Annotated in this window: 9 protein-coding genes; 8 read left to right on the top strand and 1 reads right to left on the bottom strand. The window is 39.3% G+C overall.

Translation table 11 applies throughout. The features are described from left to right. Position 1 precedes the first annotated feature (1 nt). The 4 genes from ACQKKO_RS07575 (at position 2) to ACQKKO_RS07560 (ending at position 6336) form a co-directional block, all read left to right on the top strand. Positions 2-1831: an ABC transporter permease gene (locus ACQKKO_RS07575; protein ID WP_498645853.1), complete on the top strand. Its 1830-nt coding sequence runs from the start codon at positions 2-4 to the stop codon at positions 1829-1831. A gap of 129 nt (positions 1832-1960) precedes the next feature. Continuing rightward, complete coding sequence (locus tag ACQKKO_RS07570) at positions 1961-2962, top strand: substrate-binding domain-containing protein (protein WP_498645851.1); 1002 nt, start codon at positions 1961-1963, stop codon at positions 2960-2962. 62 nt (positions 2963-3024) lie between these two features. Next, the gene (gene yicI, locus ACQKKO_RS07565) at positions 3025-5340 is read left to right on the top strand and encodes an alpha-xylosidase (protein WP_498645849.1); all 2316 of its coding nucleotides are present in this window, start codon (positions 3025-3027) and stop codon (positions 5338-5340) included. A gap of 291 nt (positions 5341-5631) precedes the next feature. Beyond that, positions 5632-6336: a YczE/YyaS/YitT family protein gene (locus ACQKKO_RS07560; RefSeq protein WP_498645848.1), complete on the top strand. Its 705-nt coding sequence runs from the start codon at positions 5632-5634 to the stop codon at positions 6334-6336. Positions 6337-6380: 44 nt separating this feature from the next. On the opposite strand, the gene ACQKKO_RS07555 is transcribed toward ACQKKO_RS07560, so the two are convergent. Continuing rightward, the gene (locus tag ACQKKO_RS07555; protein WP_498645846.1) at positions 6381-7163 is read right to left on the bottom strand and encodes a formate/nitrite transporter family protein; all 783 of its coding nucleotides are present in this window, start codon (positions 7161-7163) and stop codon (positions 6381-6383) included. 220 nt (positions 7164-7383) lie between these two features. Here ACQKKO_RS07555 and ACQKKO_RS07550 point away from each other — a divergent pair, with 220 nt between their 5' ends. The 4 genes from ACQKKO_RS07550 (at position 7384) to ACQKKO_RS07535 (ending at position 13405) form a co-directional block, all read left to right on the top strand. Continuing rightward, positions 7384-8658: an ATP-binding protein gene (locus ACQKKO_RS07550; RefSeq protein WP_498645845.1), complete on the top strand. Its 1275-nt coding sequence runs from the start codon at positions 7384-7386 to the stop codon at positions 8656-8658. Between the two features lie 77 nt (positions 8659-8735). Further along, positions 8736-10334: a putative polysaccharide biosynthesis protein gene (locus ACQKKO_RS07545; RefSeq protein WP_498645843.1), complete on the top strand. Its 1599-nt coding sequence runs from the start codon at positions 8736-8738 to the stop codon at positions 10332-10334. 222 nt (positions 10335-10556) lie between these two features. Beyond that, the gene (licT, locus tag ACQKKO_RS07540; RefSeq protein WP_498645841.1) at positions 10557-11402 is read left to right on the top strand and encodes a BglG family transcription antiterminator LicT; all 846 of its coding nucleotides are present in this window, start codon (positions 10557-10559) and stop codon (positions 11400-11402) included. Positions 11403-11554: 152 nt separating this feature from the next. Beyond that, entirely contained in the window at positions 11555-13405 is a 1851-nt protein-coding gene (locus ACQKKO_RS07535; RefSeq protein ID WP_498645840.1) for a beta-glucoside-specific PTS transporter subunit IIABC, read from the top strand. Positions 13406-13412 lie beyond the last annotated feature (7 nt).

Here is a 13412-nt window from a genome sequence, read left to right as displayed (position 1 = left end):
TATGTTATCAAAACTCGCACTATCTGGAATTAAGAGTAAGCTAAAAGACTATATCGTTTTGTTAGCTGGACTCGTCATGTCCATTTCGATCTTCTATATGTTTCAAACACTTGCTTGGAACAAAGACTTTACATCTGAAAACTCAATGATCAATAGTATTCAGTTAGTATTCAACGTAGGCTCTGTCTTGCTTGCAGTTGTTACATTTTTCTATATCCTTTATACCAACTCTTTTCTTTTATCGTTACGCCAGAAGGAATTTGGAATGTATATGCTACTTGGGGCAAAGAAAAAGCAAATTCAGAAGATCATGTTTTTAGAGACAATGATGGTTGGTGTAATATCTCTCCTCATTGGGATTGGAATTGGAGTATTGCTTGCAGAAATTGTTGGAAAGCTGTTAATGCGTACATTAAACTTTGAAAGCACTACTTATTCTTCCTTTTTCTTACCAGCAATAGCGATTACACTTGTGTTTTTTGTCCTCTTATTTTTGATAAACGGCATCATTAATTCGATTCGCTTAGCACGACTTCAGGTTCTGGAATTGGTACATGCCGATTCACAAACGGATCGTCTACCTATGAAAGGGAAAGGAAAAATCATTTCAGCAGTTCTTGGGGTTATCTCACTTTCAATTGGTTATTATGCCTTAATCAATATGGAGACTCTTAGGGAGCTAGGGCTGATACTCGCTCCACTTGCAACGACGCTTGGAACGTACCTGATCTTTTCATCCCTTATTCCAACGATTGTTAATCTCCTGAAAAATACGAAGAGCTTAAATGAAAAGGGCATTCAGGCCTTTACGTTTTCTCAGCTGCGATTCCGCATGAATGGACTTAAAAAAATGCTGGCAACTGTAACCATGCTGATTGCACTCGGAGCCGGTGCCATCTCAGCTGGAATGGCGTTTCAAAACAATATCAGTATCTTAACAGAATATACAGATGTCTATGATGTAACCATTTTTGATCCAAATAATAATGAGAAGAATGTCTTAGAGTCAGTTGATTTTACTGAGACAAATGAATATCTCTACAAGATCGATGACGAGTATGTATATTTCCTAGACGATGACCTTGATACCCAACGCCCACTTATTTATGAAAATCAAATGAACAGAGAATTAAGGCCGGAAACAAAGCGATTAGAAGCCGAAATTCCTGTGGACACTCGGGATCTTACGGATGAACAACAATACATGGATCCAGAATGGAGCCAATTTATTTTTAGTATTAGTGAACCGAACTGGCCTGATTCTGGTGCTGTTGTTGTATCAACTGAAGACTTTTTAAGCATAGATGAACCTGAGAAGACAGTGTTCATCGGGAAAACAGAGTCGTTTACTGATTACTTACCTCAGTGGCAGCAAATAAACGAAAGCCAGCAGGAGCGTTTTGAATCAGTTATGTATTATAGTAAATATGCGAGCTACGAAATGTTAAACAGCTTTTCAAGTGGAACCGTCTTTATGGGCTTCTTTTTAGGCATTGCCTTTTTGACGATGATGGCAAGCTGTCTAATGTTTAAGGTACTATCAGGTGCAACGAAGGATATTGGCCGTTACGAGATGCTACGTAAGATCGGTGTAAGACCAAGTGTCTTATCTGGTTCCATCTACAAGGAGCTATTTATGATCTTCTTGTTCCCAGGAGTCTTTGGTATTACTCACGTCTTAGTTGGGATGAACCTATTCTCCTTTATCTTGGTAGAGCCTTACTATAAAATTTGGATTCCGATTGCTCTCTTTCTTGCCATTTACACGATCTATTATTTGATCACAGTCAACTTGTACAAAGGGATTGTCCTTCCTAAAATAAAAAATTGAATCCGAGGAAAAGAGGGGGAGAGTCTCCCTCTTTTTCTATGTACTTTTCTCATTATTTAAATAATTTATCTTGCTGATTTTAACGCCTTCATGTACGATAACGGAAAGAAAGAAAAAAGGAGAGAAGAAATGATAGCGGTTACAAAAACAACAGCCAAAACCATAGCAGAAAAACTTGGTTTATCCATAGCCACTGTAGACCGCGCTTTGAATAATCGAGGAAATGTTAAAAAGGAAACCTATCAACGCATCATGGATATGGTCGATGAATTGGGTTATAAGCCAAATAAATTGGCTTCTGTCTTATCACGAAAAATAAACTATAAGATTGCTATTATCTACCCATCCTTTGGTCAGTATTTTTGGGATCAAGTAGAGGTTGGGTTGAATAAAGCCATTCAAGAGCTAACTGATTATGGCGCTGAATTTACCGTTTATCGAATGAACGAAGCAGAAGTGTCAGCGCAAACACTAATTCAAAACATTATCGATCAAGATCAATACCACGCCATTGCTATAGCAGCTGGTGAAGAACCACTTGATGATGTGATAAAAGAAGCAAAGACTAGAGGGATAACGATCTGCACGTTTAATCAGGATATTCAATCGAATGGTCGATTGTTTTATGTAGGTGTAGACTATGAGCAGGCGGGCAAGCTTGCAGCTGAATTAACATGCAAGTTTGTTGGTAAAAAAGGTCGAGTGGCGGTTGTAGGCAAAAATGATGACTTGCAGACACGGACAAAAAATCAAGGGTTTCTCGAAGCAGTTGAAACATATCCTAACGTTTGTGGGATTGGGCCTTTCTCTGTTGAGGAATTCCTTAGCTATAACCAAGACGAATCGATTGATGGAGTGTATGTTTCAACCTCAGATATTTTTGAAGTTGCAGAGGCGTTGCAATCACAGAGACCAGATACCGTTCTCATCTGTCATGATTTAAGCAACAAAATCTATCAATATCTGAATGCTGGAGTTATTACAGCTACAATTACTCAAGAACCATTTAACCAAGGATACTTAGTGTTGACTCAATTATTTGGCTACCTTGCTTTTGAAGAGGATATAAGAGAGCAACAAATCATAAAGTTAGAAGTGGTGATGAAGGAAAATGCTACGTATTATTTATAAGCTTAGCTTTTCTTTTCACATAAATGAGGTACGATAATCATTTTTATAAAAGGGAGATGTCTATGAAGTTTAGTAATGGATGTTGGATGGATAAGGAAGGCCATGTCATTAAAAGCCCAGCCGAGATATATGATTGGAAACAGGATCAAGGACAGTTGACACTGTATGCTCCGTTTCAGAAGATTCATCATATTGGGCAGACCCTTGATGGAGGGGTCTTAACGGTTGAACTGTCTTCACCACTTGAGAATGTGATTCGAGTAAAAGCCTATCATCATATAGGATCGGTTACAGAGGAGCCATCTTTTGCTCGCACAAATAAAAAGCCCAATGTGCACATAAAGGAAGAAGAGAACGAGATTCTCTTCTCATCTGGACTGCTGCGTGCACATGTGAAGCGAGATCCGTGGAAAATTGATTTTAAGTTTGATCAGAAGCTACTGACGTCGAGTGAATCTAGATCACTTAGCTATATTCATAATGAGAAAGGCGAGCCCTACATGCGTGAACAGCTTTCACTTGATATTGGGGAACTGATCTATGGACTTGGCGAACGATTTACTCCGTTTGTGAAAAATGGTCAGGTCGTTGATATCTGGAATGAGGACGGGGGAACGGGGAGTGAGCAAACCTATAAGAACATTCCCTTTTACGTTAGCAATAAAGGATACGGCGTATTTGTAAACCATCCAGAACACGTTTCCTTTGAAGTGGCTTCTGAGAAGGTATCCAAATCCCAGTTCAGTGTGGAAGGGGAATGCCTTGATTATTACATCATTGCAGGTGAAGGGTTAAAAGAGGTACTACACAACTATACAGAGCTAACAGGAAAACCACCACTCGTTCCATCATGGTCTTTCGGTCTGTGGCTTAGCACGTCTTTTCTAACAAACTATGATGAAAAGACCGTGCATTCATTTGTAGATGAGATGATTGAACGAGATATTCCTCTTGATGTCTTTCACTTTGATTGCCTATGGATGAAGGAACTAGAGTGGTGTAATTTTGAGTGGGATGATCGCGTCTTTCCGGACCCGGTCAATATGTTAAAACGATTGAAGGAGAAGGGTTTAAAGATTTGTGTCTGGATTAACCCGTACATCGCTCAAAAGTCTCCACTATTTAAAGAGGCAGCAGATCTTGGTTTTCTTTTAAAAAGAGAAGATGGACGTGTGTGGCAATGGGATAAGTGGCAGGCGGGGATGGGCTTAGTAGATTTTACAAACCCAGCTGCGACAAAGTGGTACACAGATCATCTAGATAAACTGATTGATATGGGGGTAGATAGTTTTAAGACAGATTTTGGAGAACGTATCCCTCTTGATGTTGTTTACGCAGATGGATCATGTCCTAAGAAAATGCATAACTATTATACACAACTCTATAATGAAAGCGTGTTTAATTTATTGGAGAAGCGATTCGGAACGTCCCAAGCCGTTGTTTTTGCTCGTTCGGCCACTGTTGGCGGTCAAACAATGCCTGTTCATTGGGGTGGTGATAGTTTCTCTAACTATTCATCTATGGCTGAAACCTTGCGCGGAGGTCTCTCTCTAAGTCTTGCAGGCTTTGCTTATTGGAGTCATGATATCGGAGGATTTGAGACTGGGTCAACACCAGATCTATACAAACGCTGGACTCAATTTGGTCTCCTATCCTCGCACAGTCGTTACCATGGTAGTGGTGACTATAAAGTACCTTGGCTTTACGACGAAGAAGCGGTAGAGGTTACGCGTCAATTCACTAAGTTAAAATGTCGCCTTATGCCTTATCTATATTCAAAAGCAGTGGAAGCGACCAAAACAGGTGTGCCGATGCTTAGGCCAATGGTGCTTGAATTTCCAGATGATGAAACATGTCATTATCTAGATCGACAATACGCACTTGGAAGCGAGCTCCTTGTTGCGCCGATCTTCAGTGACCAAGGGAAGGTGCGCTATTACTTACCTAAGGGAGAATGGACCAACCTGATAACCAACGCTAAAGTGAGTGGGGAGCGGTGGGTCACAGAAACACATGACTACACATCCTTACCACTCATGGCTCGAGAGAACTCCATTTTGGTGTTTGGTCAAACCGATTCAACGGCGAGCTACGACTTTACTGAGGATGTCGCACTTCACCTTTTCTCTTTAAAAGAAGGAGAGGAAGCGAAAGCACTTCTTGTACGTGAGTCAGGTGAAGAAGCTGGGTTTGTTACCGCGACAAAAACGGACTCAACAATTACCGTACGTACAAGTGGATTAACATCTGCCTATTCAATTGTGCTACGTAATGTACACTCGATCAGTTCACACTCAAATGGTGACCAGCAGCAAACAGTGGATGGAGTAGAGCTTACAATGAGCTCCGGGGTAGAAGAAGTAGTAATCGAGTTGTAGGGGCACAGTGTTCAAACCGGATATCACATAGATGATCCGGTTTTTCTAATGTGTCCATTCGGAAAATCAAGTAGAAACCATGATTTCAGACGCAGGTCAAACTGTTTACTAACGATTCATTCCATTTGGTTGATTATTTGCTGATGAGAATGCGATACGGACAGGGACGGATTGGATTGTCTAGCTTAAGCCAAAACATTAACTTATTTTGCATCTTGAGATCATCTCCCTTCTTCTTTATACTTATTTAGTAAAACGAAGTACTGAATGGCTATAGAGAGAAGGGTAAGAATGAAACAAAGGGTAGGAGAAAGTACGTCAATAAGAAAAGGGTTCACCACGATAATGATTAAGTGGGCTGTTTTTTTAATGGGGTTACTTGTTTTAGCAACAGGTGGCGCGTTTATGATTAAGTCCGCGTATGGTTCAGCAACATGGGATGTATTGCACATTGGATTATCCCTTAAATCTGGCTGGTCGATCGGGCTATGGGTTCAACTTGTTGGATTACTTATGATTGGCATATCTAGTTGGATTGATCGAAGAATACCACAAGTGGGTAGCTTCATTAACATTATATTGATTGGATTCTTTTTAGACGGAATGCTCCGTTTACCGATTTATCCAACTCAAATGCTCTGGTGGGAAAGCCTGTTATTTCTATTCGGAGGTATTTGTATACTCGGATTCGGTGCGGGAATGTATGTAGCAACAGGGCTTGGTGCTGGTCCAAGAGACGGCATGACACTTGTGCTTGCAAAGAAAACAGGGTTATCCATTCGACTTGTCAGGACGCTTCTTGAAGGCACGGCGTTATTACTGGGGTGGCTACTTGGGGGACCGGTTGCTGCTGGAACATTTCTTTCGGTCTTTTTGATTGGACCAGTTATGCAGGCGTCAATAGGGTTCTGGCGTAAACAGATGGCAAGGCTCGATGAGAAAGAAGAAAGTCTTGTACCTGTCGTGGAACCTACATTAAAAATAAATGAATCATAAGCAAAAAGACGAATGCCTCAAATGCATTCGTCTTTCTTTTCATTTTATGCCGTTTTCTCTTTTTTAGTCGGGTTCAAGTAGTGTAACAATAAGCCCATAAATACTGCTCCGCCAACAAAGTTCCCAATTGTTACCGGGATTAAATTGTGAACGATCCCGCCAAGTGTCAAATCAGGCGCACCGTGTAAGTAAGCAATGGCAAATGTACCCATGTTAGCAATACTGTGCTCGTAACCAGAAACGAAGAAACTAAAAACTAAAAGAACCATGATAAAAATCTTAGCCATTTCATTCTTCATTCCTAGTGGAATAAAGAATGCCAGACAAACTAACCAGTTACAAAGAATTCCACGAAAGAAAAGCTCACTCAATGAAGTTTCTGTTTTGTGTTGAGCGACACTCATCAAGAATCCATTCGCACTAGGATCTTTAAAAATGCCTGTCGCAAGCAAGAAGTAAGCAAAAAGTATAGCTCCAATTAAGTTTCCGATATATGTCATAGATAGCAGCTTCATTGTTGTAGACCAAGTCATTTTTCCTTTTAATGATGCATACGGGAAATAAAACGTATTACCTGTAAATAAATCTGCATTTCCGTGTTTAATTAAGAGAATACCCACGCCAAACGTAAGTGCTCCAGCTATATAAGCAAGAGACGACCCATCCTCATAGAAATATCCGCCTGTTCGGAAAGACACAATAATTCCAAGTCCCAAAAACATGGTAGCTAGAATCGAACGCATCAAATATCTCATACGATTGTCTGAGTAAGCTTTTCCTTTGTTTAGTGCCATTTGCTCAACTTGTTCTAATGAAGCTTGTTCCATTTAAATTACCACTCCGCTATTCTACTATTTGCGATAAAACCGCTATCTGATTATACCCGTTTTTTATTGGATTAAAAGCTTAATTAACTAAAAAAAGAGAATAGGGGAAAATTGGAGAAAGTTGACAGGATATAGTTGGTATCTATAAACTATTAAAAAAATCATAAAAAGATAAGTGAGGATTTAAGCATGGTCCTCATTTTTACTGAGGAGTTATCACATGAACCAAGTACCAGCTATTTATCACACAAGAGATTCTGAGAAAGGTGATGCGACAGGTTATGCATCATTTGAACGTATTATTAGCCAAATTCAAAACGTTTTAAATGACCGATACGGTAAAATGTTTCATCTATATGCAAGTGAAGATCCTTTCTTTGATCATTGGACGCTACTAGAGAAGGATGTACAAAAATCATCAGATCAGGTTCACCATGTGGCGACTATTTTTGAGAAATTACAACAGCGAACATTTACATACGAGGAAGAGAAAGAACAGCCTGACTACAAGGTACATCTCTCTTTGTTAAATAACGTATTTTGTTATGAAAAAGAAGGAGTTGCATTTGCGCAAATCCCTGTGTTTGAAGAATATGGAGGGAGTATAGCTAGTAGAAACTGCGTGTTTTGCATAGGAGATCAAGAACTGGCTGCCTTCCTTGAAACGGTTCATACGAGAATCTGGGAAGAAAGCTGTAAGGAAGTGACCGTATATACTGATTCCGAGGATGGGATAAATCGAAAAGAAGAATCAGTCACACATGCCGTTGAGCGAAGTGAAGTGATTTTGGATTTGCGTGTGAAAGATGATATCTATCAATCTTTAGACCAGTTTTTTGATAAAGATCGTACGTTTTATCAAACGTATAATATTCCGTACAGACGAGGAATTCTTCTATATGGACCACCGGGCAATGGAAAAACAACACTTGTTAAATCAATAGCAGGGTCCATACATGCTCCAATTGCGTACTGGCAAATCACTGAATTTACGACAAGCGACTCCATTGAAGAAGTATTTACCGCAGCGAGACGGTTGTCGCCTATGGTTCTAGTGATTGAAGACATTGATTCAATGCCGGAGGGAGTACGTTCCTTCTTTTTAAACACATTGGATGGGGCAACGTCAAAAGAGGGAATCTTCTTAATTGGAACCACTAATTATCCTGAAAAGATTGACCCAGGATTAATGAACCGTGGGGGTCGATTTGATCGGGCCTATGAAATTAGTCTACCTACTAAAGAGTTACGAGTACAGTACATGAAGCAAAGAGGGTTTGTATCATTCTTGGATAATGAAGAGATACAAGAGGCTGCTGAAGCAACAGATGGTTTTTCGTTTGCACAGCTTTCAGAGCTTTTTGTTAGCATGGCACTGACCTGGCATAAAAACGGAGAGGTTAGTGCTCTTCACATGATTAAAAGCATGCAAGGTGAGCATCAAAAAAGTAAGAAAGGAGATTGGATAAAGCAGAGTGGAAGGATGGGTTTCTAACACAACATACCACCTAACAGTAGAGTATGATATTCTTATTCTAGCTGTGTATCTGTCATGAAAAGGTGAGATCATTTGTGAAGAATCAATTTCTAAGGGGAACCTTCTATTTAACGGGAGCGACCTTTCTATCGAAAATACTTGGATTTATCTACATTATGCCGTTTGTTCTAATTGTAGGAGACTCGGGCTATGCACTCTATAAATACGCGTATGCGCCTTATACATTAATGCTGAGTGTAGCAACACTTGGGTTACCTATGGCTGTTTCTAAATATGTGGCCAAATATAATAGTCTTGGAGACTATCAGGCAGGAAGAGACTTATTAAATAAAGGCTTAAAACTCATGATGGGCATGGGTGTGCTGACATTCTTGGCCTTGTTCTTTTTAGCGCCTTCGCTTGCGTCGGTTGTTATAAAAGAAGGAGATGTGAGCGGGAACACTCATGAAGATGTTGTATACGTCATTCGACTCGTAAGTATTGCCCTATTAATTATTCCTCCAATGAGTATGATGAGAGGGTTTTTTCAAGGAAATCAGCAAATGGGACCCTCGGCGTTTAGTACCGTTCTGGAGCAAATTGTCCGCATTCTCTTTATTCTAGCTGGTTCCTTTACCGTTTTATACATTTTTGATGGAACAGCCACTCAGGCTGTTGGAATTAGTACAATGGGGGCGTTTGTAGGAGGTCTGGCAAGCTTAGGGCTGCTTGTATGGTTTTTTGTGAAGCGGAAGGATTTGTTTCCAGCCTTTCGAAATAAACATGGAGAACATCAACCAATTGAATGGTTGCCGATGCTTAATGAGCTGACAAGCTATGCCATTCCTTTTGTGTTAGTAGGGCTTGCCATTCCGCTCTATCAAAATATTGATACCTTTTCGATTAATAACTTGTTAACAAATGCCGGATATAGCCTGATGGAGGCGGAGCAGGTCAATGCGATCATCGGTCTTGCTCAAATTCTTGTCCTTGTACCTGTTTCCCTAGCGACGGCTTTTAGTATATCGCTTATCCCAAATATTACTGGATCTTTTAGCAAGGGAGATATGAAGGACGTAACAGATAAGATTAAACAAACGTTTATTTTACTCATGTTTGTTCTGCTACCTGCAGTTGTGGGAATGACATTGTTAAGTGATCCGATCTATACCAGCATTTTTGGCGAGAACAACCAGCCTGAACTCGGTGGACGGATACTTGCCTGGTATGCACCAATGGGAATTCTCTTTTCGTTATTCTCGGTTGCCGCAGCCATTTTACAAGGAATTAACAAGCAAAAACAGGCGATTATTGGCTTAGGACTAGGAGTTGTAGTCAAAGTTGTGCTAAATGCGTTACTCATTCCTACCTTCTACGAGCTTGGTCCAATCATCGCGACGTATGCTGGTTACTTTGTATCTGTTTGTTATTTAACAGCAGTCATTTACCGGAATGTAAAGATCCCTGTTCTAAAGCTTCTAAAGCCACTTGTTCCAATTGGCTTAATGGTTATCCTGATGATAGTCGTTGTACGTGCGACTGAGTTTCTCGTTCGTTTGGCTTTAACCGATGTCATCGGAAACTATCCACTTTCTTTCATAGTTACAGGAGTATCTGTATTGGCTGGAGCCGGTGTGTACTTTGTTGTGAGTAAGCAGACTGGTTTGATTCGGTTGATTGTTAGGAGAGGGTAATAACTAGTTTTAAAACACTTACATTTGGAAATTATTTCATTTGATTTTTTTATTACTATGGTATATATTCTATGTGAAGGCGCTTTCGAATGAGTACCTCTACTAAAAACTACATGCTTTTTCTGAGAATTGTTACTGGTAAACAGGCAAACCTCAGCACACTGAATTTTTTGTGCTGGGGTTTTTTATATTCAATTTATCTCTTAATCAAAGGTGAGAGCAATGAAAATCAAAAAAGTTATCAACCATAACCTAGTAAGCGCTATTACTGAACAAGGGCAAGAAGTTATAGCAATGGGAAAAGGAATTGGATTTCAGAAGAAGTCTAATGACCCTATCACTAAACACAAGGTTGAAAAGATCTTCAGGTTAGAAGATCAGAAGCTATATCATAAGTTTGTAAAACTTGTGGATGAGGTACCAGGTGAAATTGTTCACCTCACGGACGATTTCATAAGTTTAGCGAAAAGGACGTTAAAGAAAGAACTAAATGAAAGTCTTTACATTACTTTGCCCGATCATATTAACCAAGCTTTAATCCGAATTAAAAAAGGTCATACCATCAAAAATGCACTTTTGTGGGATATTAAGAAGCTGTATCAGGAAGAATTTGAGGTATCAATGAAAGCCTTAATAATGGTGAAAGAGAGACTTCACATAGACCTACCGGAAGATGAAGCTGGGTTCATTACGTTTCACCTTGTTAATGCAGAGCTAAATGACAAAGTGAAAAATGTTATGAGTATTACCAAGCTCATGAAAGATATCCTGTCTATCGTCAAATATCATTATAAAGTGGAATTAGATGAGAACTCTTTGAACTATTATCGTTTCATTACTCACTTAAAGTTTTTTACTCAGAGGCTCGTTCATAAAGAACCTCGCTCTACAGTGAACAATCCTCTATATGAAGTGTTGGAATCTACCTATCCAAAAGCATTTGATTGTGTGAGGAAAATTGAACAACATATTGAGGCAAAGTATGATTCAACAATGAGCATAGACGATAAGGTCTACCTGATCATTCACATTGAACGAATTGTTTCACATGAGCAAACAACTACATGATTTTATTTCAGAAAAGTTACTGGTAAGCAGGCTTAACCTGAATGAATAACGGACCAAGGGTCTCTTATTTATTCAGGTTTTTTTATTTGGAAGGGGTGATGCTGCAGAAGAATTTGTTTGGACCTAATAGATAAAAAAGAGAGGGATATAATATGGATCAGAAAAAATTAGCTCAAAATATATTAAATGAAGTCGGTGGAGAAAAGAATGTTCGTCACGTTATACACTGTGCAACTCGCCTGCGCTTTACTTTAAAAGACTACTCTAAACCGAATCGCAAAGAGATTGAGCAATTAGATGGTGTGTTATCTGTCGTTGAAAGTGGAGGAACCTTTCAAGTAGTCATTGGAAACAATGTTAGTGACATTTATAAAGAGGTATTAAATCAAACATCGTTAGGAGATCAAAAAGAAGATAATGAAGATGATAATTCCGAGCAGAGTCTTTTAAATCGATTTATTGATGTCATTTCAAGTATTTTTAGTCCACTGTTAGGGGTTTTAGCAGGGGCTGGATTGCTAAAAGGATTACTAGCTTTATTTACGACAACAGGATTGTTAACTACAGACAGCGGTACATATCGAATTCTATTTGCCGCATCAGATGGGTTCTTTTATTTCTTACCAATCTTTTTAGCTCTAACTGCTGCGAAAAGGTTTAATGCGAATCAATTCTTAGCAATGGCCATTGCCTCTGCACTTGTTTATCCAGATATCACAGCCATGCTAGATAATGGTGAAACTATTTCCTTTTTAGGGTTACCAGTTATATTAATGAAGTATGCAACAACGGTAATCCCAATTTTATTAGCAATCTTCGCTTTATCTTACGTTGAGAAATTCTTAAAGAAACTGTTCCACGAAAGCGTTAGAGGACTTTTAGTTCCATTATTAAGCTTAGTCATTATGGTACCTTTAACATTGTTAGTGTTAGGCCCAGTTGGTACATCTGTTAGTACCGGTATTGCAGCTGCTGTTTCTTGGACATACGATCTAAGCCCGACGATGACGGGGGTATTAATTGGTGGATCATTCCAACTGCTTGTTATGTTTGGTCTTCACTGGGGCTTAATTCCAGTAATGCTTAATAATCTATCCCTTTATGGACGCGATCCAATTGGACCATTGTATGGACCAGCTGTTGTAGCACAAGCTGGAGCTGCATTAGGTGTATTTCTAAAGATAAAAGATAAGAAGATGAAAGGGATCTCTCTTTCAGCTTGTATTACAGGACTTTTTGGAATCACAGAACCTGCAATATATGGAGTTAATTTAAAGCTGAAGAGACCATTTATCGCTGCTCTAATCTCTGGAGCAATTGGTGGCGGGATTGCAGGATACTTTCAGGCAAGTGCTTTAACTCTTGCTCCTAAAAGTATACTAACCTTCCCTGTTTTCATTGGTCCAGGCTTCTCGGGGTATGTTGTTGGTTTCTTCGTAGCCTTTATTCTAAGTGTGGTTCTAACATACATTTTAGGATTTGAAGAACCAAATGCACCATCTGAAAAAAAGGAAGATGAACAACCTGAATCAGGTAAAAGCCAATTCTCAGAGGATACGATTAAAAGTCCATTGGTAGGAAAGGCGATTAAATTAAGTGAAGTGAAAGACGACGCTTTTTCTTCTGAGGCGATGGGTAAAGGGATGGCTATCATCCCTGATGAAGGTAAGTTGTACTCTCCTGTTGACGGTGAAGTAACTATGGCTTTTCCAACAGGGCATGCGTATGGATTAACTTCAAATGATGGAATAGAAGTGTTAATTCATTTAGGAATTGATACTGTTCAATTACAGGGTAAACACTTTAATCCTGTTGTGAAAAGTGGGGTAGAAGTAAAAAAAGGAGACTTACTTGCAACTTTTGAGTTAGATGCTTTAAAGGAAAAAGGGTTTGATATGAGTACTCCTGTAATCATCACAAACACTACTAATTACTTAGACGTTATTAAGGTTGCTGAAGGACAAGTAGATAAAACTCAATCAATTTTAACTATTATTAAATAGGAGGAAT

It is taken from the genome of Alkalihalobacillus sp. NPDC127517, assembly GCF_050276055.1.
Classification (GTDB): Bacteria; Bacillota; Bacilli; order Bacillales; family Bacillaceae_D; genus Alkalicoccobacillus.
The sequence above is the reverse complement of the archived record's forward strand: the minus strand, read 5'-3'. Positions and strand labels throughout refer to the sequence as shown.